Source organism: Paraglaciecola sp. G1-13, assembly GCF_055809255.1.
The window spans coordinates 183,197-207,540 of sequence record NZ_CM147903.1; the positions used below are offsets into that span (position 1 = coordinate 183,197).

Sequence of the window (24,344 nt, forward strand, 5' to 3'; positions counted from 1 at the left end):
TAACTGACAATCTCTGATACCGTATCTTAGGTATAGCATCCCATTTATGCGTATAGCGCGGTTGGAGGAGGGTAAATGAATATTGTTCGAGAGTATTTGCGTTTGGCTGTTTTTGCCATTGGATTACTTTCGGGCGTACAGATCCCAGCCTTTATTGACCAGTATCAGAAGCGCGTTGACGCTCACTTACTTGAAGCGAAAAAAAATTTAGCTGGCTTTGAGCAAACGGCAGAGCGTTACTTCGAAGGCGATATGCAAAAATTAATTCGCCATTATCAGCAAAGTGAAGATGCGATATTCCGCCAAGATGCTAAGAATGTTCAGCTTATTTTTAACCGTGCCAGCCTGCTGCAAGTTCAATGGGACAATTTAAACAAGGGCGTCGTACAACGTGCGTATTATTTGGCAACTCAATATAACCCTCAGATTTTACAAGAGACGATCACTCAATATAGTTACACGGTGCCGTTGAACCCTGTAGCGTTAGGGTGGGGGATATGTATCGCATTATTGTTTGCAGCCCTGTTTGATATGACGATAGGTATAAGTGCAAAAACTTGCTCAGTGTGCTTTCACGCGGTACGTAAACGCAGTTAATTTGGATTTGATGTGAGCGCTCACTTACTCTTAATATTTCGTTTTTTATAAAGATTGATAGCCGTAAGTCATACAGGAAAAGTGAAAGCCGGCTTGCGTGATGACAAACCGGCTGAATGCAGTTAATTGCACCTATCGAAATAATTGCGTTTATTCTGATTCATAAGGATAGCGAACGGTATAACGCATGGTTAATTGCTGCCCCTTAACAAAGGTGTCGTATTCCTCTTGGCTAATTTTGTCATCACTGTTTATATCTGCGTTGTCAAAGTGTTCTGATATTTCTGCATTTTTTGCTTCCTCTTTGCTGATAAATCCGTCAGCGTCCGCATCTACCTCTGAAAATTCTTGCTCGACCGGGGCTGGTTGCTCAGGCGCTTTCAGTGCAGGGTTGTTACTTTCTAAATCTGCGTTGATGGATACATCTGACGAAGCTGCGAAATTTTGCTGTTCTGTTTCGCTTTTCGCTGGGACTTCGTTTGCGTGGCTTTCGACCCCGGTGGAGTCGAGCTCTTTGTTAATTGCATCTGCACTGTGATCGAGTGAGCTTTGTCCTTTCGCGCTTAGCTCTTTGGCATTATCAAGTGCATTTTGGACGTTTGATTCTGCGTCTTTCATTTTGTTATTTATGCCTGCACCTTCACTGGCATTTACGTCATCATGACTATCATGTTCAGTTAGTTGGGTATCAAGCTTGGCATTACTGTTTTGTGCGTTGGCCGAAATGGCATTTTGCTTGGCTTGACTTAATTGCGTGTCGGCCATGTCTTTGGGGTTATCGTTTGCTTCTTTTGCAGCGCTTTCGGTATCGACCATGTCTTTGTCAGCTTTGGCCATCGACTCTGATGTATCACCTATCGCTGCGTTAGTGTCAGATGTGGAAAGTTGGTCGCTTGAATCAGTGGTGTTGGCATTTTTGCCTGTGACAACTGTATCTGCCAATCCTATGTCCGCTTTACTGTAGATGCTGGCATAGGTGTTAAACTCTCTGGGGCTTAATTGTCCGTTCTCGTCTTCATCGACTTTGACAAAATAATTCCAAACATTATCTTTACTGGCTTCACCTTGTGAAATGACGCCATCTTCATTGGTGTCTAACGTCGCGAAATTACTATCGGTTGCTTGCCCTGTACTTTCTTGCGCCGCACTTTCTTGAGTCGTCGTATCCTGTTGCGCCGCAAATGCTGAGGTAGCTAATACACTGGTAATAATCGATGCTAAGGTGAGTTTCTTCATAATCAAATCCTTGGTTCGTATATCTGCATATAAAAATACACACATGTGACTTTCAAAGACGATAATACATATCTCGTGCCACTAAATAATTTTCTTAATATTCAGCTAGTTACCGATATTCAGTTCTTTCTGTTAACAGTATGTTGCGTAATAATGGAGACGCAAAATGAAAAAAATTCATCAAGCAATATAGGAGAAAAAAATGGGAGAAAAAGCACGGGAGAAAAAGCGGGGAAGAAAATAGTACCCAAGAGCATTAAAAAGGCACGTGAAACCGCACGTTACAGTCTCACGTTTGATAAGCGGGGGTTATACGGTGAAAGAAGCGCCGCAGCCACATGTCGTGGTCGCATTTGGGTTATTGACTAAGAAACGAGAGCCTTCAAGACCCTCAGTGTAATCAACCTCGCCACCTACTAGGTACTGAAGGCTCATAGGGTCAACCACTAAGGTCACCTGATCTTTGTCTATGGTCGTGTCACCGTCATTTACTTTCTCATCGAAGGTAAAGCCGTATTGAAAACCTGAACAACCACCGCCAGTAACATAAACGCGTAATTTCAAATTAGGGTTTTCTTCTTCCTCGACAAGCGCCTTAACTTTACGTGCGGCGGCGTCGGAGAATTCGATTGGAACTGCTGTTTGCACCGACATAAATTACCTCTGTGTATACAAATAAGTGAATAGGGGATAGCGCGGATCTTAAGATTTTACTGTAAGCGAGCTACATAATGCCGCCATTATCTAATACCTGACTAATCTTATCAACTATTCGCTCGTCGATAGTACCCAATCAAAGGTTTTATTTAGTTCACCGAGTTTACGTTTGTATTTATAAACATCAGCAGTGATGACCACTTTTTCGGCTAAAAAGTCCATTGGTAAGGTAAATTCCTGCTCTAACATTTGGAAGTATTTAAAGCGAAATGTTAGTGGGCCCTGGTCGCTGAGCGACGTTAAAGGATAGCTTTTGGGGTGTCCATTTTCACTGCCATGTATCACTAATTGTACAGTACCATTGAGCGTAGCTTTGATTTTATCTTGCTGTAAAAGTACTAATTTAAAGCGATAATAGTTTTCACTTAAGGTTTTCTCGACAGCGAATCCATCAATACCTAAGCCTGTCGCACTTAACTCAGGGGCCATCACTTGTTGATAAAATCCAAGCTCTTTACGCAAAGATACTTCCCGAGCGAGCGCAAGTTCTGTTTCTTCAGCGAGTTTTTTTTGGGTGGTCGTCGCAATGTCTAACTCAACACTCATTACATTTACTTGGCGTGATAGCTCCGCGTTCTCTAGCCGCAGACTCTCGCTACTATTTTTAAGCTGCTTTAAGAGTGTTTGTTGTTCATCACTGACTCTATAGCCAAAAGAAAACGCTAAGTAGCCGGTTGATAATAGAATAACTAAACATAAGGCGTAAAACTGATAAGGGCCGAAGCGCTGTTTTAACTCTGTATAATTCACAAATTACTTTACCTCGCCAGCACAATAAAACCAGAAATATAAGGTAATTCCTTACATTACAGCGGCTTGTGGTAAGATGCTGTCATTCCCTAACGTATTAATAGCGCTAATATATGTCCCTTAATGCTTTTCGACAAGAGCTGGCTACACCGCGCACCTCTATTCAATTGTGCGTATTGGGTATTATTGGCGGTGTTTGCGCTGCATCGGTGATCATATTATTCCGCTTAAGTGTGGAATGGCTGCAGCTTCTTTATCTTGATGAAGTGAATAATTTTACGACATTATCTGCTCTAGAGCGGGCGATCATGCCTGTTATCGGCGTAGTGCTTATTTTGTGTGTTGCCTACCTTACTGGTTTTAAGCATTACCGAATGGGTATTCCTTTTGTGATCCACCGCGTTAAAAAACGCTTCGGACATATCCCTTTTCGTACGACGGTCAATCAATTTTTTGGTGGTGCATTCGCATTAGCGAGCGGCTTTTCTGTTGGTAGAGAAGGCCCATCGGTGCACTTAGGCGCAGCAGGTAGTAGTTTTTTTGGACAATGGTTAAAACTGCCTGATAACAGTATTCGCATCTTGTCGGGATGCGGAATCGCCGCTGGTATATCTGCTTCGTTTAATACACCTTTTGCTGCCGTCATTTTCGTAATGGAAGTGGTACTGCGCGAATATAAGATCCATATTTTTATTCCTATCATGTTAGCGGCGGCTTGTGGCACCGTGATGACCAGAGCGGTATTTGGTCAAGCGCAAGAGCTCGACTTTATAGAATTTTTTGAATTCAGCCGCTGGATATACCTGTATTTGATTTTGTTTGGAATATTGCTCGGTGCGTTAGCGACTCTTTTCAACAATGCCTTGATGAAAGTTATGCATATTTTTCAGCGTTTTAACATGATAAAGCGCTTGCTTATTGCCGCCTTGATTACCGGCGCAGTGGGTTACATACTGCCCCAAGCGTTAGGCGCGCATTTCTTTTCTGTACATGACATGGTGCTACAGCAGCAAGATGTTGTTTTACTGGTAGCGGTGCTTTGCGCTAAGTTTTTTATCACTATTATTGCCATTGGGCTAGGGGTTCCAGGTGGGATCATGGGGCCGGTATTCGTACTGGGTATGTTAAGTGGAGCCTTATTGGCTGCCCCGTTGGGACTGGCTGTAGATAATATGGAACAACTCAGCGGTAGCTTTGCTCTGCTTGGCATGGCCGGTTTGATGACGTCTGTAGTGCATGCTCCGCTAGCCGCTCTGTCAGCCGTGATGGAGTTATCCTATAGCCCTGAACTTATCTTGCCCGCTATCTTAGTTATTGTGCCTGCCTATGTAACTTCGACTCAGTTTCTTGGAAACAGCTCTATCTTCATCCGCCAGTTGGATTATCAAAAGTTGCCTTACAGTACGTCATCTGTATTGGAAGCTCTGCAAAGAACTGGCGTGCTAGCGGTGATGGACAAAGAATTTAAGTTGTTCAATAACGCCCAACAACACCATATTTTACAATTTTTAGAGACATCACCAACACACCCAGTGGTGCAGCGAAACAGTGTTGAGATTGACGTGCAGTATTCGTTAGTTCAATACGATATTAGTCTTAGCAGAGAAGAATCATCCTTGGCTTTTTATGCCATGCAAGGGGTGTCGTTTCAGTCAACCCTGGGCGAAGTCTATGAATTGCTGCAAAGCAGTCGTGAGGGCGCGGTGTATGTTTATGAAAATGAACCAAGTAATATCACAGGTGTGATTACTTGGAACATGTTGCGTAGTTATTTACACAAAGCACAATATTAATATGATGTGCTTTGCCAAGAGTATTTGGAGAGTTATCCCATGACTATTTTATGGCTAAAAGCGTTACACATTTTCTTCATGATCGCTTGGATGGCGGGTATCTTTTATCTGCCTAGAATATTTGTTTACCATGCCCAGACAGATAATCAAGCGGTGCGTGACCAATTCAAGACAATGGAGCGAAAATTGTGGTTTTTTATCACGCCTTTTGCATTATTGACTTTGATTTTCGGTTTAAGCTTAATTTATCAATATGGCGCGTCGTGGCTGGCTCATTCAGGTTGGCTGCATGCGAAATTACTATTGGTGGCGCTTTTGTACGGGTATCACTTTTATCTTTATCATCTGGTCAAAGTGTTCGCCCGAGATGAAAATAAGCATTCCTCACGCTTTTATCGATTTTTAAACGAAGCGCCAGTGCTGATATTGCTAGCCATAGTGTGCTTAGCTGTGGTGAAGTTTATCTAGGGGTTGTGAGCAAAACCATTACGACTGCGGGACTTTTTTGAAAATAAAATGCTTGCAAGGCCAAGATGTTTTCAAACAACCCGGCGCTCCGAACCCAAAAGAAGCTACGTTCATTGGTCACGTCAGAATTGATTTAATGTAAAGATTTGTAATTAGACATATATCTAGTTTGCGTTAGTCAACTGATTTGCTAATCTGAAGAAGGAAAATTTGAATCAGAGAATGTCATAATATGGATGTTGTGCAGGTAAAATTACGAACCCTTTTGCGCCAGTCTGATCTCGCCTTTGAAGAGTACAAAAAGCACCCCAATTCTGCCGATAGCGCAAAAGCATATGAAACGGCAAAAATGGCGTTAGATATGTACATCGCGAATATGCGAGTATCAGTTGAACAACGCTTAAAGTAACGCCTTTCAAAAACCATTATTGCACATCGATATATTCGGCATAAGGAATATGACATTGATGTGACATCAAGCATTTAACCCCCCGCTAAGAAAATGCTATCATCTGGCGATTATATGGCGCCCAAGTATAGCCCTAACCTCAAGTTAACTGTTCTTCAACGTCGTCCGTCTATTTTTAATTACAGAGTCAGATTTAATGTCAGATGATTTAACCCAGCATTACTCGCAAATTCTTTCGATCTTAGGTGAAGATACTCAGCGAGGTGGTTTAGTAGATACGCCTAAACGTGCCGCCAAAGCGATGCAGTTTTTGACCGATGGTTACGAGAAAAACCTTAATGACGTAGTGAATGGCGCTATTTTTGAAGCCGACACTGACGAAATGGTCGTTATTCAAAATATTGAATACTATTCACTGTGCGAGCACCATATTTTGCCGTTTATTGGACAGTGCCATATTGCTTATCTACCTCAGGGGAAAGTGCTAGGACTATCTAAGTTTGCTCGCATCGTTGACATGTACGCGCGTCGCCTGCAGATCCAAGAGGGTTTAACCAAGCAAATAGCGGATGCCATTCAAGAAGTCACTGGGGCGGCTGGTGTTGGCGTGATCATGGAAGGCAAACATATGTGCATGATGATGCGTGGCGTTCAAAAGCAAAACTCGTCTATGGTGACATCAGTAATGCTAGGTGCGATGCGTAAGTCAGATGCAACACGTAATGAATTTCTTCGTTTAATTGGTAAGTAACGCGTTAACAACCTCAAAAAAGCACGCCAACCGTTAAATCATTAAGTGTTGGCATGCTTTTGTCATACTCACCTCCTTAGCGCATATAAAGCTGCGTAAAATCGTTAAATGCACAGACCGTGTGCTCCAATATGGTGCGTCTGCATCTTTTTTGTATGGAAAATGAAATGACATTGAAAACTCTCTCCTCCTTTTACCGGCTAATGGGCAATATCAAAGCCGTGAAAGTGATGTGTATTATGCTTATCTCCTTCACTGCTGCTGCGAAGAGCACAGATCCTTCTAACGAATATGGCCCTCGAACATTTGACGTTGATAACAAATGGACCGCTATCGTTGCTGCATATGAGCCTGAAATTAAAGCGATTGATGCTGCGATAGCCAAGTTACCTGACGCTAACATCACCAAAACCGTCACTTTTCAGGGCGTAAAGTATCAGCTAGGAACGTATAAGGGTGAGCCGATAGTTATCTTTACCACTGGCATAAGCGTGCCGAATGCGGCAATGACTATGCAAATGGCGCTCGACTATTTCCCCATCGACAGAGTCATAATGATGGGCATTGCTGGTGCTATTAGCAGTGAGTTTACCCCTGGGGATATTGCTGTACCGGCCAGGTGGTATTTTCATGATGAGTCTGTGTACATCAACCCCGACAAGGAACATGAAGGGGAGTTCGTTTTACCTGATTATTATGAGAAGTCATTGGCATCATTTTTAGAGCGCCGTAAACAAGACCCTCATTCGCCTGCCTACGAAAATTTTGGCTTTATTCACCCTGAAGAAATGGCGGTGATAAAAGAGGGCTGGGATAGTCCTCGACAAATGCCATATTTTACCGCCTCAAGTGAACTACTTGACTTAACCAAGAAGGCGCTTAAGAAGGTCAGCCCTATTGCTATGCCATCGGGTAAAGCAATAAAGGTTAAGGTCGGCGGAAACGGTGTGACCGGCTCAGTATTCTTGGATAATGCAGATTACCGAAACTGGATACGCCGGGTGTTTAACGCTGACGTGTCTGAAATGGAATCCGCCGCTGTTGCACAAGTTTGCTTTGTGAACGACGTTGACTGGGTGGTTATCCGCTCTATTAGCGATTTAGCCGGTGGTCAGCAAGGCAAAAACGTTGAGAACGTGTTTGACGGTATCGCATCAGGTACTGGGGCTAAATTGCTGCTAGGCGTCTTAGATGAAGTGGTTGCTTTGCCTGTTCAGTAACTGAAATAAACGCATTCATGTAGATACAAAAACACCGTCGTTTCGACGGTGTTTTTGTATAATACTTTAGTTAAGCTGCGAGTTATTATTCGCCTTCGCGCTCCACCACAGCGTTGTGATATACGTCTTGCACGTCATCACAATCTTCCAGCATATCCATAAACTTATCAAACGTGGCAACATCTTCGCCTGTTACCACTGTTTCTGTTTGCGGCACAAAGGTGATTTCATCTGCATCGAATTCAAGTTCTGGGTTGTTATCGGTTAGTGCTGTGCGAGTTTTAAAGTATTCGGTATGAGGGGCAAAAACCGTGATCACGCCCTCTTCACATTCTACTTCCGTTACATCCACGTCCTCTTCCATTAAGACTTCTAAAACAGCGTCTTCGTCATCGCCAGGGAAAGAGAACACAGCTTGATGATCAAACATGTGACTTACTGTACCTGTCACACCTATTTTTGAGTTTGTTTTGGTGAAACAGTTACGTACATCTGTGATAGTTCGGTTGTTATTATCGGTTAGGCAGTCAACTATAACCATGCAGCCGCCTGGGCCAAAGCCTTCATAGCGTGCTGGGGTGAAGTCTTCACCTGCACCGCCAGCGGCTTTATCAATTGCTTTGTCGATAACGTGGCTGGGTACTTGGTCTTTTTTTGCTTTATCGATAAGGCGGCGCAATGACAAATTTGCTTGAGGGTCTGTGCCGCCATTCTTAGCAACCATGTAAATTTCTTTACCGTATTTCGAGTAAACTTTGGTTTTTGCGCCAGCAGTTTTTGCCATCGCTACCTTACGTACTTCAAACTTTCTGCCCATTAATGTTCTCTTTTTGCTACAAATAAAAGGATATGACTAAGATTTTACCGATAAATACACGCTTTGTACAAACGCCTTACGTTGGCAGTTTGTGCCTTGATGCTTATTTATGGTAAATGCTCAGTCGCTAAATAATCATGTGATTGCATTTCTTTCAATCGACTAAGGCATCGATGAAATTCGAAATTTAATGCGCCTTCTGTGTAAAGTTCTTCAAGGGGAACCTCTGCTGACATGATCAACTTCACGTTACGCTCATAAAACTCATCGACCATGGCGATAAAGCGTCTGGCAATATCATCCACCGATTTGCCCATTTGCTCCACATTTGCCAGTAAAATTGAGTGATAACAGCGACTCAGCTCCATGTAATCTGTTTGGCTACGAGGGCCGTCACATAAGGCGCGAAACTCAAACATGGCTACGCCTTCAGCGTGATGCACCGTGGGAATTTTTCGGCCCTTTATGGTAATAGCATCATCGTGTTGGCACTCTTCAGGGGCAAGCTGCGCAAAATAGACTGAAAGGTTATCGTTGGCCGTTTGATCCAGAGGGAAGTGATAAATCTCAGCTTGTTTAAGAGTACGCAAACGGTAGTCAATGCCGCTATCGACATTAACCACTTGGGTATGTTGGTTTATCAGTGCAATCGCTGGCAAAAAGCGCGCTCGCTGTAATCCGTTTCGATAAAGCTCGTCAGGGATGATATTAGACGTTGCTACTAAGACTATTCCTCGTGCGAACATCTCTTCCATCAGCGTACCGAGGATCATGGCATCTGTAATATCAGACACAAAAAACTCGTCAAAGCAGATGACTTTGGCTTCGCTTGCAAACTTCGCGGCAATTATTTTAAGTGGATCAGATTGACCGCCGAGAGATTTCAACTCCTCGTGAACGCGGTGCATAAACCGGTGAAAATGTACCCGCATCTTCTTCTCAAATGGCAAGCAGTCGTAAAACGTATCTACTAAGTAGGTTTTACCTCGACCTACACCCCCCCAAAAATATAAGCCTTTTATGGACTGGGCTTCATCGTCTTTACCTAGTACAAATTTAACTTTGGTCCACAGGCTAGGTTCTTTGTCTGGCGCTACAAGGTCATCGTAAAGGCGTTGCAACTGTTTGACTGCGTTGGCTTGGGCTGGGTCAGAATGAAAGTCGTCGCGCTGTAAATCTGATTGATATTTTTGCCAAGGGGTTGAAGCTGACATAAGGCGTGTCTTTTCCTTTTACTGAATGACCTTAAAAATCACCAAGCTAATCTTGTTGAGGTATTGAATCGAAATTTAATGACCGCATAAATGCGTGACAGGGGTATAATATCAAAACATGGTATTTTTTTCGCTGTAAGCGGTGCAAAGTTTGTTAAATATTGCTGCTGGCGACTGTAGAGTTAAGTGATATTGTGCTTTTCAGGTGTATGTCGCTTTTACAACCTTATGATTGGAGTAAGTATGGATTGGTTAATAGGTGTGGTTTTGGTGCTGGTAGGCGCGGTGATTGGTTTCTTTGTTGCAAAATATGTCTATTTTGATAAAGAAAAGACATCAAAAGACGGCCAGAAAGAGCAAACTTTGAAAGATGTGATGGTTCAGCAGTCTCTGAATCATGTGACTGAAAGCCGTAAAATTGCAGAACAACTTCAAAAGCAATGCCAAACATTGAGCCAAAATTTGGACAACTATGAAAGTTCTCTGTCACTGTTAAACACTGATGTACAGAGCAGCAATGTGAGCTTCTTTGGGGAGCATGCATCGCCATTTTTGCAGAATAAAGAACAAAAAGTGACTCGTGAAAAAGACAGTGCTGATGTGCAGCCGTTAGATTTTTCTAATCAGAGCTCTGGTTTGTTCAGTGGCAGCGAAAATGTGCGCCCTGAAAAGCAATCAAAATAACCTGGTAAGACAAGATAGGGAACTTTTTAAAGTGCCATACAGTCTTTGTTGTGTTTATTTAAGCTATTAAGTCATCCATGGAGTTATCGTTAAATGAGTAAAGTTATTAACCGCACTGCCATTACCAGTTGTGTTTTTGCGGCAAGCTTAATGATTGCCGGTTCAGCAAGCGCAGCCTTGCCTTTCTTTTCTAGTGATAATGAGCCTGTCACAAGCTTGGCTCCGATGCTGGAAAAGACCACCCCAGGGATCGTGACGATTTCGGTGGAAGGTACGCAGGTTTCGCGTCAGCAAGTGCCAGAAATGTTTCGTCGCTTCTTCGGTGGTAACGGCGAACAGGTACAAGAGCGGCCATTTAAAGGTCTGGGGTCGGGGGTTATTATTGACGCCGACAAAGGGTATGTCGTAACCAATAATCATGTTGTTGAAAATGCAGATGAAATTACGGTTAAGCTAAACGACGGCCGCGAAGTCAAAGCGAAGAAACTTGGCGCTGATGAGCAAAGCGATATTGCGTTACTTAAAATCGAAACAGATAACCTCAACCTTACTGCGGTGCCACTAGCAGATTCAGACAAGGTGCGTGTAGGTGACTTTGTTGTGGCCATTGGTAATCCCTTTGGTTTAAGTCAAACCGTTACCTCAGGTATTGTAAGCGCGCTAGGCCGTTCAGGATTAAACATCGGCGGTTACGAGAACTTCATCCAAACCGATGCAGCCATCAACAGAGGTAACTCTGGTGGTGCCTTGGTTAGTCTTAATGGCGAACTTGTCGGCATTAATACCGCTATTTTTGGCCCTAATGGCGGTAACGTAGGTATCGGTTTTGCTATCCCTGCCAATATGATGAAAAGCTTGGTTGATCAGATCATCGAGTTTGGCGAAGTCCGTCGTGGCTTGCTAGGCATCTTAGGCCAAGATGTTGACTCAGGTTTAGCTGAAGCCATGAACCTAGATGTGAGCCGCGGTGCGTTCGTCAGTGAAGTAAGCGAAGGTTCTGCTGCTGATAAAGGGGGTATTCAAGCGGGTGATATCATCATCGAAATTGAAGGTCGCCCTGTGACAAGCTTCTTAGAGTTGCGCGCTAAAATAGGCAGTAAAGGCGCGGGTACTAAGGTCAACCTTACGTTGCTACGTAAAGGTAAAGAGAAAGACGTTCAAGTGACGTTAGGGGATGCAACACAGAGCACTGTGGCTGCTAAAGAAATACACCCAGCCTTAGAAGGCGCGACACTTACCAACGGTAAAACTAAGCAAGGTGTTGACGGTGTAGTTATTTCAGAACTTGTCGCACGTTCACCATCATCCTTGATTGGTTTACAGGACGGCGATGTGATTATCGGCGTGAATCGTCACAAAATTGATAATGTAGTAGATCTACGTAACGCGCTAGATGAAGCTAAGGGCGTGATTGCGCTTAATGTTAAGCGTGGTGTATCAACACTTTACTTGGTAATTCGCTAGTTTTGCCAAATTAATGGCAGCCCAAACACTGGGCTGCTATTAACTTTTTCCTTACAGTGTTATTCTTACCCTCTGATAAGTAAGCTTTTATTAGCAGGTCCCTTGAAAGATTCATTCACTTTTTTGCTTAAATCGGCTTTTGTCGGTGCCATCATCTCTGGGGTAATACTCCTTTTGGTGCCTGATCTGCGTCACGGTAGTAGTTTGAACTTGTCGATGTTCAACCCCACACGCCAGACATCAGACAAGCTTAGTTTTAATCATGCTGTTAATGTTTCTGGCCCCGCGGTAGTTAACATTTATAGTCAATCCATTGAAAGTGGCAGTATTTATAATCGCAGTCAGGCTGTTGAGCGCACAAGCTTAGGTTCAGGCGTTATCATGAGCGAAGACGGGTTGATATTGACGTGTCTGCACGTAATCGCTAATGCCAATAGTATCTTAGTGGGTTTGCAAGATGGTCGTCGCGCAGAAGCGCAAATCATCGGATATGACCCTTATACTGATTTAGCCGTGCTAAAAGTTGCCGAAGATAATCTGCATGTTATTCCCCAATTAGATGATCCTGGTACCCGAGTAGGTGATTTAGTGCTGGCGATTGGAAACCCTTATAATTTAGGACAAACCATCACTCAGGGAGTGGTGAGCCGTGTTGGGCGTAATGGTTTAGCCGCTTATTTCGATTTTATTCAGATGGATGCAGTGCTCAATGAAGGTAATTCAGGTGGCGCGTTAATTGATAGCAACGGCTATTTGATTGGCATTAACAATGCTAATTTTAAAACACTGGATAGTCAGCGCCGAGTAAAGGAAGTTGACGGTGTTTCGTTTGCCATTCCTTATGGTTTAGCCAAAAAAGTCATGGACGAAATAGTGGCAAATGGCCGTGTCACCCGAGGTCAGCTCGGTGTTGGTGCTGCAGAGGTGTATGGCCGATCTGGTATCCTCATCACCAGTGTCTCTCCTGGTAGTTCTGCCGATAAAGGCGGTATTCGCACCGATGATGTGATGCTTGCTATCAATGGTCAGCCAACGGACAGCGTCACTCAAACATTAGACTTTATTGCAGAAACAAAACCAGGGACTGAACTGCAAGTTGAGGTGAGTCGTGGTGGGCAATTAATTACGTTAACGGTAGTCGTTGCTGAACTGGGTGCCCAATAGAGTGCGTGCTTAATAGAAAGCAGGGGCGGGCAGCGTTAAAAAGCTTGGTTTTCGAAGAAATAACCGTGAAAACCAAGCCTGCATGACTTTTTCTACTTAATGCGCTGAATGTTTGCGCCGAGTCCATTTAATTTGGTTTCAATATGTTCGTAGCCGCGGTCTAAATGATAAATACGATCGACTACGGTTTCACCTTCAGCCACTAGACCTGCAATGACTAAACTGGCTGATGCACGCAAATCAGTTGCCATGACCTGCGCGCCCTTAAGTCTAGATACCCCATGACACACTGCACTATTGGTCTCTAAATCAATTTTAGCCCCCATACGCTGTAGTTCAGGAACATGCATGAATCGATTCTCAAAGATGTTCTCAGTCACCACACCAGTTCCTTGTGCCACACAGTTTAGGGCGACAAATTGCGCCTGCATGTCAGTGGGAAAGCCAGGGTGTGGAGCGGTCTTTATATTGACGCTTGTAAGTGGATGGCCTTGCATATCAAGCTCTATCCAATCATCACCTGTGGTAATCACTGCGCCCGCCATAACGAGTTTATCAAGCACGGCATCGAGTGTTTCCGGGGCCGCGTTTTCACAGCGAATTTTCCCGCCGGTTACGGCTGCCGCAATAAGAAATGTGCCGGTTTCAATGCGATCAGGTAATACTGCATAACGACAACCTTGTAAGCGTTCAACCCCTTGGATGCGGATCTTGTCACTGCCTGCATGTGTTACCTTTGCACCCATTGCATTTAAACAGTTAGCGAGGTCAACAATTTCGGGCTCTCTAGCCGCATTCTCTAACACCGTCTCACCGTCGGCTAAGCAAGCGGCCATCATGAGGTTTTCGGTCGCACCAACACTGACCATATCCATGAATATGTTTGCACCTTTAAGACGGCCATCCACTTTAGCGCGAATATATCCGGCCTCTACATCGATTTTTGCGCCCATTTTCTCTAAACCTTGCAGGTGCAAATTGACCGGTCTAGCACCTATCGCACAGCCGCCAGGCAACGACACATTAGCTTCACCGTATTTGGCGAGCAAAGGGCCTAATACTAAAATGGACGCGCGCATGGTTTTGACTAAGTCATAAGATGCGTTGCAGTTGTTAATGCTGCTCGGGTCTATTTCTACAGCGTGACCAGAAACACGTTTAGCGTCAGCGCCTAACTCAGCCAGCAAGGCGAGGCTGGTGTTGATGTCTCTTAGCTCGGGGACGTTATCAAAGTAGCAGGTGGTATCGGCTAAAATACTCGACATTAAAATAGGAAGTGCCGCGTTCTTAGCGCCTGAAATGCGTACTGAGCCCTGTAACGGCTTTGACGCTTTAATGAGTAGTTTGTCCATGGAAATGCTCTTTTGAATAGTACGCGAGGATGAATTTAGTGCTTAAAAACGTGAGTACTGCCTAGCCATTTATTGAGGCATGTTAAGCAGGCGTTCTCTCTTCCATTGTTTTTCTGAGAAAGTCTTAATCGAAATTGCATGCATAGTACCCTGAGCGATAATCTCACTTAACGGCGCATATACAAATTGCTGTTTCTTAACACGACTCATGTCGTCAAATTGATCGCTGACAGCAATAATCTGAAAGTGTGAACCATCACCCGTTACATGGGCTTCTGCTAAGCCAAGCTTCTCAATAAGTAATTGTTCTATTTCTGAATTTTGCATAGCTTTCCTAAAATTTAAGTCAAGCGGTTATTGTAACGGTAAAAAGCCGTCTACGTCGCTTATTTTAGCCAAATTTAATAATGTATCTGGAGGATTGAGCAAACTAAACTCGATATCCTGCTTCTTGGCGTCTCGGATTAGATTGATTAACCACGCTAAACCAGCGGTATCAATTTGCGTGATTTTTTCTAAATTCAACACCAATGGTTTGTTCGTGCGTTTCGCATTCGTAAGTTGCTGTAGGCTATCGGGCCAAAAGTTAGGGATAGTATCTCGATTTAAATTCCCCGAGAGTAAGAAACTCTCAGGGGAAGATGAGTCGTTCACAATCGTCAACTTTGGTGAAGTTGCATTGCTCACTTAGCTTTCCTCTTCTGGATGCTCGAGCGTAATTGGTTGCTTGATTTTTTCTTTCATGATGTCGATCACTTTTTGAATACCGTCTTGACGTAATATTGATTCGTACTCGCTTTGCTTGCTGGATAACAGGCTAATACCCTCAGCAACCATGTCGTACGCCTTCCACTCATTGGTCTTGGTATTTTTACGTAGTTTGAATGAAATCTTGATGTCTGGACGACCGTCTTCTTTAACCACTGCTCGCACTGTTGCTGTCTTGTCTTCAGGTGCATCGCGCAGCGGCTGGAAGACCACTTCTTGGCCATTGTAATAGGTTAACGCCAGTGCATAAGTGGTAATCAGGTATTGGCGAAATACTTGAATAAACTCAGGTATTTTGTCTTTAGGGACAGTTCTAAAGTGCTTACCTAAAACCTTAAGTGCGGCAAAGTTGTAGTCGATATAGGGCAGAAGGTCCTGCTCGATGATGTCCCTTAGAATTTCTGGGTTTTTCTGTATCTCAGCGTGCTGATCTTTGATTCTGGCAAAGGTTTCTGAAGCAACGTCTTCTAGTAATTTATAAGGGTTAGCCTCTTCTGCAGTGGCAACACTACTAAAAATTAAAATGAGTGCTGCACTAAATATTCGTGTTAGGTGTTTCATGAGGTATTTTAAGTCCAAAGTTATCAATCAATTAGTCATTTTTACTGAATAGGAATTGGCCAATTAAGTCTTCTAAGACAAGGGCTGACTTGGTATCTGAAATGTAGTCGCCTTCAGCGAGGTCTGCTATTCCATCAATACTAAATCCTGGCTGAAAGCCCACGTATTGCTCACCTAACAAACCCGAGGTCAGGATTGAAACCGAGCTTGTTTCTGGAAACTTGTTGTATTCCTGATAAATTTTTAATTCAACAACCGGTGTGTAACCGTCTGGATCGAGACTGATGCTGTCTACTCTGCCGACCGTAACGCCACCGACTTTAACCGCTGAGCGAGCCTTAAGGCCGCCAATATTGTCAAATTTGGCATACAGGGTATATGTGTCAGTACCGCTTGACATGCCTTGGTTAACCACCTTAAGCGCAAGCAATAACCCTGCTGCTAAGGTCAATACCACAAACAGTCCAACCATGATTTCTGCTTTGCGTGACGACATTACTTTTCCACTCCTACTCTATACCAAACATTAATGCAGTCAGGATAAAGTCGAGTCCTAACACTGCTAAAGATGAAAATACCACGGTTTCTGTGGTGGCTTTGCTTATCCCTTCCGATGTAGGAACTGCATCATAACCCTTAAAAATAGCTATCCAAGTAATCACAAAGGCGAATACGAGGGTTTTAATGATGCCGTTCACGACATCTTCGTTCCAGTCGACACTCGATTGCATGATAGACCAATAACTACCTACATCGACGCCTAACCAGTCAACGCCAACTAAATGACCTCCCAGTATACCTACCGCGCTGAAAATAAGAGCCAACATTGGCATTGAAATAATGCCTGCCCATAAACGCGGTGCAACTACGCGACGAAGTGGGTCTACCGCCATCATTTCTAAACTACTGAGTTGTTCGGTGGCTTTCATCAGTCCGATTTCTGCTGTCAAAGCAGAGCCAGCGCGACCAGCAAATAGCAATGCTGTTACAACAGGGCCTAATTCACGCAATAAAGAAAGTGCGACCATCGGACCTAAGCTGCCTTCGGCGCCATAGTCTACTAATATGGTATAGCCTTGTAGCGCCATAACCATGCCAATGAACAATCCTGATACCACAATGATTAACAGTGACTGAACACCAACCACGTAAATTTGTTTTATTGTTAATGGCGTGTTTTTGATAAATTGAGGTTTGGCGAAAATAGCCCCCATCAACATCAAAAAAGCACGTCCAAACGAACCGACTGTGTCGATTGTATTGCGTCCGATACTTGCCAACCACTGCATCTATTTGGCTCCTAGAAACGTTTGTTCAATATCGTCAGCAGGATAATGAAAAGGCACGGGGCCGTCTGCTTGTCCTTTTAAAAACTGTTGTACTAGTGGCGAATCGCTCTGTTTTATTTGTTCGGGAGTACCACTACCGATCACTTTTTTCTCTGCCAATATGTAGATGTAATCCGCTATCGTGAGTACTTCGGTCACATCATGGGTCACAACCACGCTAGTAAGTTGCAATGAGTCGTTTAACGCTTTTATTAATTTGACTAGCACACCCATCGAAATAGGATCCTGCCCAGCAAAAGGCTCATCGTACATAATGAGCTCTGGGTCTAGAGCGATAGCGCGGGCCAACGCCGCCCTGCGCGCCATACCGCCAGACAGCTCAGCAGGCATTAAGTCTGCCGCGCCGCGCAGCCCCACCGCTTGCAGCTTCAATAGCACCAACGTCTTAATCACTGACTCAGACAACTTAGTATGTTCACGAAGCGGAAATGCAATGTTATCGAAAACTGACATATCGGTGAACAACGCACCGCTTTGAAATAACATGCTCATTTGGCGCCTAACTGTGAACAAGCGATTTCGTTTCATGCTTTGAATAGACTCGCCTTTAAAACGAATATCACCGCTGTCGGGTTTTAGTTGCCCACCCATAAGGCGCAACATAGTGGTTTTACCAATACCACTTGGACCCATAATGGCGGTGGTTTTCCCTTTTACGATACGCAAGGAGATATCATCATAGATAATACGACCGCTTCGCGAGAAGGTCAGGTTGTCTATTTCTAGCAAATTTTCCATTAAGCCTGTTGTCTTCCTATCAGATGAACCAAATACTAATAATATAGGGTTGTGGTAATTGGCGACATTATATGTTTTTTCAAGGGCAAACCTCAAAACCTAAAAGTAACAAGTTATATTCGTATTTTTAGAACGTTACTTAGCCCGCCAAACGCTTGCTCAAACGATTAAACATAATAGTGTCAACTAACGTATTAGTTAGATGACCAGATGAATGGTTTTTTCGTTCATTTTTAATTAGGTAGCGCTGGTTTATTTGTCACACAATGAATAGGCAAAGGCAGTGCTTTTTGCGACAATTAGATATTGGTATAAAAACAAGTGAGTTTTCGTGATAGTTGAAGCGTTATTATTTTTGTTGTGGTTAGTCGTATTAAGTTGGGGCGCGGATAGATTCGTATTCGGCTCATCTGCGTTAGCAAGAAATATGGGCATTTCACCAATGATTATCGGCTTAACCATAGTCGCAATGGGGTCTTCAGCGCCAGAAATTATGGTTTCTGCCACTGCATCGCTTAATGGCAACACAGATACGGCCATCGGCAATGCGATAGGCTCCAATATCACCAACATCGCCTTAGTGCTGGGCTTAACCGCTTTACTGAAACCCTTGACGGTAGCATCGACGACGTTAAAACGTGAAATGCCAGTGATGCTAGGCGTGTCTCTGCTTGCGACTTACTTCTTGGCTGATTTATATTTGTCGCTAAACGAAGGTATAGTGCTGTTTATCCTATTCTTTTTCACTATAGGCGGTTTGGCGTGGATGTCATACCACATGGAAAAGGGCGATCCTTTAGAGCAAGAGACTCACGACGAAGTACCAGACGGAGTGCCGACAAAAAGTGCGGTGATTTGGTTGTTAGTGGGCTTGGTATTATTGCCCCTCAGTGCGCATTTCATGGTTGAATCAGCGGTGGAAATAGCTCGCCACTTTGGCCTAAGTGACTTGGTGATTGGTTTGACCATTATTGCCATAGGCACCAGTCTGCCCGAATTGGCTGCCAGCATTGCTGGTGTGCTGAAAGGGGAAGATGATCTCGCCTTAGGTAACATCATTGGATCGAATATATTCAACATATTAGCCGTCATGGCCATGCCTGGTTTGATATCGCCTGGGGCTGTCGACCCAGATGCAGCAAGTCGAGATATTTACACTATGTTGGGCTTGAGCATTTTGCTGGTGCTGTTTTGTTTCAATATAAGAGGCTCTCGCCGAATCAATCGTTATGAAGCTGTCGCTTTTCTAGGCTGCTTTGTCGCTTATCAATACTTTGTTTTTAACCAAGGTTAGTGCGGCATGAGTCAGCAAGAGTATATTCAGTCAGCCCTGCGGGTGCTTGAAATTGAAGGTCAGGCAATTAAGCAGTTATCGCAATATATTGACGACAATTTTATTGCAGCATGCGAGCTCATGAAAAACTGCAAAGGCAAAGTGGTTGTTTGCGGTATGGGTAAATCTGGCCACATAGGGCATAAGATATCTGCGACATTAGCGAGTACGGGAACGCCTGCATTTTTTATGCACCCAGGGGAGGCAAATCACGGTGACCTAGGCATGCTTACAGAGCAAGATGTTCTGCTGGCGATTTCTAATTCAGGTGAAACATCTGAGCTATTGGCACTATTGCCTGTGGTGAAACGTCGTGGTATTGCCATTATTGCCATGTCGAATAACCCTGCTAGTTCGTTAGGTAAGCACGCCGACGTCAATTTGTGTATTAAAGTTGAAAAAGAAGCTTGTTCTCTAGGCTTGGCACCCACGGCGAGCACCACGGCAACTTTAGTCATGGGTGATGCTCTGGCGGTGGCACTGTTAGATGCAAGAGGTTTCACGCCGGATGACTTTGCACTTTCTCATCCTGGAGGTGCGCTTGGGCGCAAGCTTTTACTTAAGCTTGATGACATCATGTGCCAAGGGGAGCTGATGCCGTTGGTTGGCACGACCCAAACGATTAGCCAGGCGCTACTTGAAATTTCGCGCAAAGGGCTAGGAATGGCGGGTATCGTTGGCGATGACGGGCGTTTGCTGGGTATTTTTACTGACGGTGATTTACGTCGGGTACTGGATGCCAGAGTCGACATTCACACAGTCAGTATTGAAAGTGTTATGACTGCTAATTGTGTTACAGCATCTCAAGAAACCTTGGCTGCTGAGGTGTTAAACGTCATGCAGAAACGCAAAATCAGTTCACTGTTTATTGTTGATGACAATCACCATCCGGTTGGTGCTATCAACATGCAAACCTTGTTATCAGCAGGAGTGATATAATGGGCGACGTTAATACGTTATATGGTGCTAAGTCATCTTCGTTAATGGACAAGCTTTCCCGCATTAAATTACTGGCTTGTGATGTAGATGGGGTGTTCTCTGACGGGCGCATATACATGGGCAATGACGGCGAAGAATTGAAAGCGTTTCATACTCGTGACGGTTTTGGAGTCAAAGCCTTATTAAACATAGGTGTGCACGTTGCGGTTATTACCGGACGTGAATCAAAAATAGTGCACAAACGCATGTCAGCGTTAGGGGTCGAGCATATTATTCAAGGTTGTGAACAGAAAAACGATGCGCTTTTGGCGTTGCAGCGCCAGTTAAATATAGGCAAAGACGCTACCGCATCCATTGGGGATGATATGCCCGACGTGGGAATGTTTACCTTGAGTAACGTCGCCGTAGCGACACACGATGCCCATCCGTTTGTACAGAAACAAGCTCTGTATATTACCCAAATCAATGGGGGCTTTGGTGCTGTACGCGAAGTTTGCGACCTAATTTTGCACGCCAAAGGCAAGTTAAACAAAGTCAGTGGTAGTAGCGTATGAATCGAGTCACCCTCAGTATTGGGTTATTGTTTTTATTGGTCATCGCCATCAACTTACCCGACTGGCTAGCTGATGAAGACTTGATACCGCAAACTGAAACCGAATCTGCTTGGCAACCAAACTACCAAGCAAGTGAAATGCTAAGCACTCTATTTGATAAAGACGGCCGTTTGAGCCATCAGGTCTTTGCTACTAAAATGGAACACTTTGATTTGCTCGGTTTTACTTTATTCAAAGAGCCTCAATACACGATATTTGTTGCGTCACAGACTGCGCCTTGGCAGGTATCAGCCAAAGACGGTACTTTGTATGAAGACAATCGGATCCAATTAGAGAATAATGTCGAGATACGTAATCAAGATGAGCAAGGATTTGCTCGTAGCATTCGCACGGACTTCATCGAGATAAACTTGATCGATAAAACCATGGTGTCTGACCAACCAGTAAAAATATTTGGCCAGCACTATGTCATCAACAGTAACGGTTTTAAAGCCAATTTAACGACCCAACAATATGAGCTACTTGATCATGTGCAAACCATTTATCAACCTCAGCCTTAGCTTAGTTGCCTTAGCAACATTAGCATTTTCCCCATTAAGCATGGCTGGCAAAGAAGATTTCACGCAAGCGATAAAAGTGGACTCGAAGTTTCAGTTCGGGGACGGTAAAACTAAAAAGTCTATCTTTCGAGAAGACGTGCACATCAATCAAGGTAGTTTGAATGTGTATGCCGATGAAGTAGAAGTCGACGCGAGTAAAGGCGAAGGTAACGAAGTTTTCATCGCGACGGGTAGCCCGGCTAAATACTCTCAACAACAAGAGCAAGGGGGCAGTATTGAGGCATCAGCCAATCGCATTGAATATCGCAGAGATTTACGCACACTAACCTTAGAAGGCGATGCACAGCTGAAGCAGAACAATAGCAGTGTAAAAGGTGAGTCGATAGTGTTTAACATGGAACTTGAACAAATTGTCGCGCAAGGAGAGAGCGAGAGTGAAAATAGCGGACGAGTTACGACTATTTTTCAACCAGCTAAGAAATCAGCGAGCAGTAAAAAGCAAACTGACGCGAAAAAGTCCAGTGATGCTGAAGTCAAACCAAAACAGGATGAAACTCCATAATGGCGACGTTAAAAGCCTCGCATTTGGCTAAATCCTATAAATCGCGTCAAGTTGTGCGTGATGTCAGTCTAGAAGTGTCCACTGGCCAGATTGTCGGTTTACTTGGTCCAAACGGTGCAGGTAAAACAACCACGTTTTATATGATTGTCGGTTTGGTTCCCTTAGATAAGGGAGAAATCAGTATTGATCAGCAAGATCTTACCCTACAGCCCATGCATATGCGCGCTCGTTTAGGGATTGGTTACTTACCCCAAGAAGCCTCTATTTTTCGAAAACTGACAGTCTATCAAAACTTGATGGCTATCTTGCAGACACGCAAAGAGCTCAGTGCAGAACAAAGAGAACAGCAAGCGGATTCATTACTCGATGAGTTCAATATAAATCATATTCGTAACAGTGCTGGTATGAGTTTGTCTGGAGGTGAACGCCGCCGGGTAGAAATAGCGCGGGCACTGGCAGCCGATCCAGAATTTATTCTGCTCGATGAGCCGTTTGCCGGTGTTGATCCTATTTCAGTTAATGATATTAAAAAAATTATTCAACATTTACGTGACCGTGGTATTGGTGTTTTGATAACCGACCACAATGTAAGAGAGACACTCGATGTGTGTGAGAAAGCTTACATTGTTAGTCATGGTGAACTCATCGCTTCTGGCACGGCAGAAGAAGTATTAAGTGATCAACGTGTAAGAGATGTATACCTAGGCGAACAATTCAGGCTATAGTTAAGCTGAAAAAGCCGCTCATTTTATCGAGATTATACTCAGGCGCTTGGTGAGACATTTACAGTCAATCGAATCAACCACAGCATATTTTTTAGTTTGCAACGGACAGAATAAAGAAGTAAATGAAACCCTCTTTACAATTAAAATTTAGTCAATCACTCACTATGACGCCACAGTTACAGCAAGCTATTCGTTTGTTGCAATTGTCTACGTTAGATTTACAGCAAGAAATTCAAGAAGCCTTGGATTCCAACCCGCTGTTGGAAGTTGAAGAGCCTACGGATCAGGAATCCGGCGATAGTGCGTTAAATGACAATTCCCTCGACCCGTCTTCTAAAGATACCAATGAAATAGTTGATACCAGCAGTGACAACTTAGACTCAAGTGAAGCGTTCGAGAAAAACGAAATCCCAGAAGACTTACCTACGGATACCACTTGGGATGAGTACATCAGCGCTTCTTCCGCACCTGCCTCTAGCATATCCAGTGGTGCCGGCGGTGATGACGAACAGATCTTTCAAGGCGAAACCACAGATAACATTCAAGATCATTTGCTGTGGCAAATGCGTTTAACCCATTTTAGTGATACCGATGTCGCGATTGCGACAGCGATCATTGATTCTATCGATGAGTCTGGTTATTTGACCATGAGCGCTGAAGACGTTCTGGCCAGCATGGATGATGAAGAAATAGAGCTCGATGAAGTGGAATGCGTACTTAAGCGTATTCAAATGTTCGACCCAATTGGGTCTGGCTCTCGTACACCACAAGAATGCTTGCTAGTGCAATTGCGTCAGTTTGCTCCTGATACACCCTGGTTAGAAGAAGCGAAGACCTTGATTGGGGACTATGCCGACCTTTTGGCAAGCAAGGATTACCGTACTTTGATGCGTAAATCTCGCCTTAAAGAGGATGATTTGCGTGAGGTCATGCGTTTACTTAAAACGCTCAATCCGCGTCCAGGCAGCGCCTTGATCAAAGGTGAAGCAGAATACGTTATACCTGATGTGTCAGTGAGTAAGAAAAATGGCCGTTGGACAGTAGAGCTTAACCCAGACAGCCTACCCAAATTGAACGTTAATCAACAGTATGCTGCAATGAGTCGTAGCGCGAAAAACACCAGTGATAGTCAATTTATTCGCTCACACATGCAAGAAGCCAAATGGTTTATTAAAAGTGTTGAGAGCCGAAACGATACCTTATTGAAAGTGTCAAACTGTATAGTACAGCAGCAAATGGGCTTCTTTGAACATGGGCCTGAGATGATGAAGCCTATGGTACTAAATGACGTAGCCGAAATGGTGGATATGCATGAATCTACAATTTCTCGTGTTACCACCCAAAAATATATGCATACCCCTAGAGGTATATTTGAGCTGAAATATTTCTTCTCGAGCCATGTTGCAACTGAGACAGGCGGAGAGTGCTCGTCAACGGCGATACGCGCATTGATTAAAAAGCTGGTCGCAGCTGAAAAACCAAGCAAGCCGCTAAGTGACAGCAAGATTGCTCAATTGTTGGCCGATCAAGGCATCATGGTCGCTCGGCGAACAATAGCAAAGTACCGGGAATCTCTGATGATACCCCCGTCGAACCAACGAAAAAGCCTATTGTAGGCT

Annotated in this window: 28 protein-coding genes; 16 read left to right on the plus strand and 12 right to left on the minus strand. The window is 44.0% G+C overall.

Annotation, left to right across the window (positions count from 1 at the left end; all coding sequences use genetic code 11):
• The first annotated feature begins 75 nt into the window (after positions 1 to 75).
• A complete protein-coding gene (locus AC0L6N_RS00770) occupies positions 76 to 597 on the plus strand; it encodes a DUF2937 family protein (RefSeq protein ID WP_473477997.1) in 522 nt (173 codons plus the stop codon).
• A 150-nt stretch (positions 598 to 747) separates the two neighbouring features.
• On the opposite strand, the gene AC0L6N_RS00775 is transcribed toward AC0L6N_RS00770, so the two are convergent.
• From AC0L6N_RS00775 to AC0L6N_RS00785, 3 genes are all read right to left on the minus strand, one after another.
• Positions 748 to 1,833 (minus strand): EF-hand domain-containing protein, encoded by a 1,086-nt coding sequence (locus AC0L6N_RS00775; protein WP_473477999.1) that lies wholly within the window; start codon positions 1,831 to 1,833, stop codon positions 748 to 750.
• Between the two features lie 309 nt (positions 1,834 to 2,142).
• Positions 2,143 to 2,487: an iron-sulfur cluster insertion protein ErpA gene (gene erpA / locus AC0L6N_RS00780; protein WP_006992748.1), complete on the minus strand. Its 345-nt coding sequence runs from the start codon at positions 2,485 to 2,487 to the stop codon at positions 2,143 to 2,145.
• 114 nt (positions 2,488 to 2,601) lie between these two features.
• On the minus strand, positions 2,602 to 3,300 hold the full coding sequence (locus AC0L6N_RS00785) for a DUF6776 family protein (RefSeq protein WP_473478001.1): 699 nt from the start codon (positions 3,298 to 3,300) through the stop codon (positions 2,602 to 2,604).
• A 113-nt stretch (positions 3,301 to 3,413) separates the two neighbouring features.
• Here AC0L6N_RS00785 and AC0L6N_RS00790 point away from each other — a divergent pair, with 113 nt between their 5' ends.
• From AC0L6N_RS00790 to AC0L6N_RS00810, 5 genes are all read left to right on the plus strand, one after another.
• Positions 3,414 to 5,093: a chloride channel protein gene (locus AC0L6N_RS00790; RefSeq protein WP_473478003.1), complete on the plus strand. Its 1,680-nt coding sequence runs from the start codon at positions 3,414 to 3,416 to the stop codon at positions 5,091 to 5,093.
• A gap of 39 nt (positions 5,094 to 5,132) precedes the next feature.
• On the plus strand, positions 5,133 to 5,561 hold the full coding sequence (locus AC0L6N_RS00795; protein ID WP_473478004.1) for a CopD family protein: 429 nt from the start codon (positions 5,133 to 5,135) through the stop codon (positions 5,559 to 5,561).
• A 232-nt stretch (positions 5,562 to 5,793) separates the two neighbouring features.
• Positions 5,794 to 5,970 carry a hypothetical protein gene (locus tag AC0L6N_RS00800; RefSeq protein ID WP_473478006.1) on the plus strand — a complete coding sequence of 59 codons (177 nt, stop codon included), beginning with the start codon at positions 5,794 to 5,796 and terminating at the stop codon, positions 5,968 to 5,970.
• 196 nt (positions 5,971 to 6,166) lie between these two features.
• Positions 6,167 to 6,721 carry a GTP cyclohydrolase I FolE gene (gene folE / locus AC0L6N_RS00805; protein WP_011573457.1) on the plus strand — a complete coding sequence of 185 codons (555 nt, stop codon included), beginning with the start codon at positions 6,167 to 6,169 and terminating at the stop codon, positions 6,719 to 6,721.
• Between the two features lie 230 nt (positions 6,722 to 6,951).
• Positions 6,952 to 7,941: a 5'-methylthioadenosine/S-adenosylhomocysteine nucleosidase family protein gene (locus tag AC0L6N_RS00810; RefSeq protein ID WP_473481217.1), complete on the plus strand. Its 990-nt coding sequence runs from the start codon at positions 6,952 to 6,954 to the stop codon at positions 7,939 to 7,941.
• A gap of 85 nt (positions 7,942 to 8,026) precedes the next feature.
• Here AC0L6N_RS00810 and AC0L6N_RS00815 read toward each other — a convergent pair whose 3' ends face one another.
• Positions 8,027 to 8,758: a YebC/PmpR family DNA-binding transcriptional regulator gene (locus AC0L6N_RS00815; RefSeq protein WP_473478008.1), complete on the minus strand. Its 732-nt coding sequence runs from the start codon at positions 8,756 to 8,758 to the stop codon at positions 8,027 to 8,029.
• Positions 8,759 to 8,865: 107 nt separating this feature from the next.
• Entirely contained in the window at positions 8,866 to 9,972 is a 1,107-nt protein-coding gene (gene zapE / locus AC0L6N_RS00820; protein WP_473478009.1) for a cell division protein ZapE, read from the minus strand.
• Between the two features lie 243 nt (positions 9,973 to 10,215).
• On the opposite strand from zapE, the gene AC0L6N_RS00825 reads away from it, so the two are divergent.
• The 3 genes from AC0L6N_RS00825 (at position 10,216) to AC0L6N_RS00835 (ending at position 13,284) form a co-directional block, all read left to right on the plus strand.
• Positions 10,216 to 10,656, plus strand: coding sequence for a ZapG family protein (locus AC0L6N_RS00825; RefSeq protein ID WP_473478011.1), 441 nt, complete (start codon positions 10,216 to 10,218; stop codon positions 10,654 to 10,656).
• Positions 10,657 to 10,749: 93 nt separating this feature from the next.
• A complete protein-coding gene (locus AC0L6N_RS00830; protein WP_011573462.1) occupies positions 10,750 to 12,120 on the plus strand; it encodes a DegQ family serine endoprotease in 1,371 nt (456 codons plus the stop codon).
• A 102-nt stretch (positions 12,121 to 12,222) separates the two neighbouring features.
• A complete protein-coding gene (locus AC0L6N_RS00835; RefSeq protein WP_041713236.1) occupies positions 12,223 to 13,284 on the plus strand; it encodes a trypsin-like peptidase domain-containing protein in 1,062 nt (353 codons plus the stop codon).
• A gap of 92 nt (positions 13,285 to 13,376) precedes the next feature.
• Here AC0L6N_RS00835 and murA read toward each other — a convergent pair whose 3' ends face one another.
• From murA to AC0L6N_RS00870, 7 genes are all read right to left on the minus strand, one after another.
• Positions 13,377 to 14,636, minus strand: coding sequence for a UDP-N-acetylglucosamine 1-carboxyvinyltransferase (gene murA, locus AC0L6N_RS00840; protein ID WP_473478014.1), 1,260 nt, complete (start codon positions 14,634 to 14,636; stop codon positions 13,377 to 13,379).
• 69 nt (positions 14,637 to 14,705) lie between these two features.
• Positions 14,706 to 14,963: a BolA family protein gene (locus AC0L6N_RS00845; RefSeq protein WP_011573465.1), complete on the minus strand. Its 258-nt coding sequence runs from the start codon at positions 14,961 to 14,963 to the stop codon at positions 14,706 to 14,708.
• 27 nt (positions 14,964 to 14,990) lie between these two features.
• Positions 14,991 to 15,323, minus strand: coding sequence for an STAS domain-containing protein (locus AC0L6N_RS00850; RefSeq protein ID WP_011573466.1), 333 nt, complete (start codon positions 15,321 to 15,323; stop codon positions 14,991 to 14,993).
• Positions 15,324 to 15,965, minus strand: coding sequence for an MlaC/ttg2D family ABC transporter substrate-binding protein (locus tag AC0L6N_RS00855; protein ID WP_011573467.1), 642 nt, complete (start codon positions 15,963 to 15,965; stop codon positions 15,324 to 15,326).
• A 31-nt stretch (positions 15,966 to 15,996) separates the two neighbouring features.
• Positions 15,997 to 16,461, minus strand: a complete 465-nt coding sequence (gene mlaD / locus AC0L6N_RS00860) for an outer membrane lipid asymmetry maintenance protein MlaD (RefSeq protein ID WP_006992764.1) — start codon at positions 16,459 to 16,461, stop codon at positions 15,997 to 15,999.
• 13 nt (positions 16,462 to 16,474) lie between these two features.
• Entirely contained in the window at positions 16,475 to 17,254 is a 780-nt protein-coding gene (gene mlaE / locus AC0L6N_RS00865; protein ID WP_473478016.1) for a lipid asymmetry maintenance ABC transporter permease subunit MlaE, read from the minus strand.
• Entirely contained in the window at positions 17,255 to 18,052 is a 798-nt protein-coding gene (locus AC0L6N_RS00870; protein WP_011573470.1) for an ATP-binding cassette domain-containing protein, read from the minus strand.
• Positions 18,053 to 18,383: 331 nt separating this feature from the next.
• Between AC0L6N_RS00870 and AC0L6N_RS00875 the strand changes: the two genes are divergently transcribed.
• The 7 genes from AC0L6N_RS00875 (at position 18,384) to AC0L6N_RS00905 (ending at position 24,341) form a co-directional block, all read left to right on the plus strand.
• Positions 18,384 to 19,346, plus strand: a complete 963-nt coding sequence (locus AC0L6N_RS00875; RefSeq protein WP_033186546.1) for a calcium/sodium antiporter — start codon at positions 18,384 to 18,386, stop codon at positions 19,344 to 19,346.
• A gap of 6 nt (positions 19,347 to 19,352) precedes the next feature.
• Positions 19,353 to 20,324: a KpsF/GutQ family sugar-phosphate isomerase gene (locus AC0L6N_RS00880; protein WP_473478018.1), complete on the plus strand. Its 972-nt coding sequence runs from the start codon at positions 19,353 to 19,355 to the stop codon at positions 20,322 to 20,324.
• Positions 20,324 to 20,878 carry a 3-deoxy-manno-octulosonate-8-phosphatase KdsC gene (gene kdsC, locus AC0L6N_RS00885; RefSeq protein ID WP_473478020.1) on the plus strand — a complete coding sequence of 185 codons (555 nt, stop codon included), beginning with the start codon at positions 20,324 to 20,326 and terminating at the stop codon, positions 20,876 to 20,878. Before AC0L6N_RS00880 ends, kdsC begins: the two co-directional genes overlap by 1 nt.
• Positions 20,875 to 21,438, plus strand: a complete 564-nt coding sequence (gene lptC, locus AC0L6N_RS00890) for an LPS export ABC transporter periplasmic protein LptC (RefSeq protein ID WP_473478022.1) — start codon at positions 20,875 to 20,877, stop codon at positions 21,436 to 21,438. Before kdsC ends, lptC begins: the two co-directional genes overlap by 4 nt.
• A gap of 40 nt (positions 21,439 to 21,478) precedes the next feature.
• Positions 21,479 to 22,000, plus strand: a complete 522-nt coding sequence (gene lptA, locus AC0L6N_RS00895) for a lipopolysaccharide transport periplasmic protein LptA (RefSeq protein ID WP_011573475.1) — start codon at positions 21,479 to 21,481, stop codon at positions 21,998 to 22,000.
• Positions 22,000 to 22,725, plus strand: coding sequence for an LPS export ABC transporter ATP-binding protein (gene lptB / locus AC0L6N_RS00900; protein WP_011573476.1), 726 nt, complete (start codon positions 22,000 to 22,002; stop codon positions 22,723 to 22,725). The genes lptA and lptB overlap by 1 nt, the downstream gene beginning before the upstream one ends.
• Before the next feature lie 122 nt (positions 22,726 to 22,847).
• Positions 22,848 to 24,341 (plus strand): RNA polymerase factor sigma-54, encoded by a 1,494-nt coding sequence (locus AC0L6N_RS00905; protein WP_011573477.1) that lies wholly within the window; start codon positions 22,848 to 22,850, stop codon positions 24,339 to 24,341.
• Positions 24,342 to 24,344 lie beyond the last annotated feature (3 nt).

Excerpts from the sequence above, each read along its gene's own strand:
- lptC (WP_473478022.1), top strand. The coding sequence starts at position 20,875 with ATGAATCGAGTCACCCTCAGTATTGGGTTATTGTTTTTATTGGTCATC.
- AC0L6N_RS00870 (WP_011573470.1), bottom strand. The coding sequence starts at position 18,052 with ATGGAAAATTTGCTAGAAATAGACAACCTGACCTTCTCGCGAAGCGGT.
- lptA (WP_011573475.1), top strand. The coding sequence starts at position 21,479 with ATGGCTGGCAAAGAAGATTTCACGCAAGCGATAAAAGTGGACTCGAAG.
- AC0L6N_RS00815 (WP_473478008.1), bottom strand. The coding sequence starts at position 8,758 with ATGGGCAGAAAGTTTGAAGTACGTAAGGTAGCGATGGCAAAAACTGCT.
- AC0L6N_RS00855 (WP_011573467.1), bottom strand. The coding sequence starts at position 15,965 with ATGAAACACCTAACACGAATATTTAGTGCAGCACTCATTTTAATTTTT.
- AC0L6N_RS00800 (WP_473478006.1), top strand. The coding sequence starts at position 5,794 with ATGGATGTTGTGCAGGTAAAATTACGAACCCTTTTGCGCCAGTCTGAT.
- kdsC (WP_473478020.1), top strand. The coding sequence starts at position 20,324 with ATGGGCGACGTTAATACGTTATATGGTGCTAAGTCATCTTCGTTAATG.
- mlaE (WP_473478016.1), bottom strand. The coding sequence starts at position 17,254 with ATGCAGTGGTTGGCAAGTATCGGACGCAATACAATCGACACAGTCGGT.
- AC0L6N_RS00775 (WP_473477999.1), bottom strand. The coding sequence starts at position 1,833 with ATGAAGAAACTCACCTTAGCATCGATTATTACCAGTGTATTAGCTACC.
- AC0L6N_RS00770 (WP_473477997.1), top strand. The coding sequence starts at position 76 with ATGAATATTGTTCGAGAGTATTTGCGTTTGGCTGTTTTTGCCATTGGA.
- AC0L6N_RS00845 (WP_011573465.1), bottom strand. The coding sequence starts at position 14,963 with ATGCAAAATTCAGAAATAGAACAATTACTTATTGAGAAGCTTGGCTTA.
- AC0L6N_RS00795 (WP_473478004.1), top strand. The coding sequence starts at position 5,133 with ATGACTATTTTATGGCTAAAAGCGTTACACATTTTCTTCATGATCGCT.
- folE (WP_011573457.1), top strand. The coding sequence starts at position 6,167 with ATGTCAGATGATTTAACCCAGCATTACTCGCAAATTCTTTCGATCTTA.
- mlaD (WP_006992764.1), bottom strand. The coding sequence starts at position 16,461 with ATGTCGTCACGCAAAGCAGAAATCATGGTTGGACTGTTTGTGGTATTG.
- AC0L6N_RS00810 (WP_473481217.1), top strand. The coding sequence starts at position 6,952 with ATGTGTATTATGCTTATCTCCTTCACTGCTGCTGCGAAGAGCACAGAT.
- AC0L6N_RS00880 (WP_473478018.1), top strand. The coding sequence starts at position 19,353 with ATGAGTCAGCAAGAGTATATTCAGTCAGCCCTGCGGGTGCTTGAAATT.
- zapE (WP_473478009.1), bottom strand. The coding sequence starts at position 9,972 with ATGTCAGCTTCAACCCCTTGGCAAAAATATCAATCAGATTTACAGCGC.
- AC0L6N_RS00830 (WP_011573462.1), top strand. The coding sequence starts at position 10,750 with ATGAGTAAAGTTATTAACCGCACTGCCATTACCAGTTGTGTTTTTGCG.
- AC0L6N_RS00825 (WP_473478011.1), top strand. The coding sequence starts at position 10,216 with ATGGATTGGTTAATAGGTGTGGTTTTGGTGCTGGTAGGCGCGGTGATT.
- AC0L6N_RS00905 (WP_011573477.1), top strand. The coding sequence starts at position 22,848 with ATGAAACCCTCTTTACAATTAAAATTTAGTCAATCACTCACTATGACG.
- murA (WP_473478014.1), bottom strand. The coding sequence starts at position 14,636 with ATGGACAAACTACTCATTAAAGCGTCAAAGCCGTTACAGGGCTCAGTA.
- erpA (WP_006992748.1), bottom strand. The coding sequence starts at position 2,487 with ATGTCGGTGCAAACAGCAGTTCCAATCGAATTCTCCGACGCCGCCGCA.
- AC0L6N_RS00790 (WP_473478003.1), top strand. The coding sequence starts at position 3,414 with ATGTCCCTTAATGCTTTTCGACAAGAGCTGGCTACACCGCGCACCTCT.
- lptB (WP_011573476.1), top strand. The coding sequence starts at position 22,000 with ATGGCGACGTTAAAAGCCTCGCATTTGGCTAAATCCTATAAATCGCGT.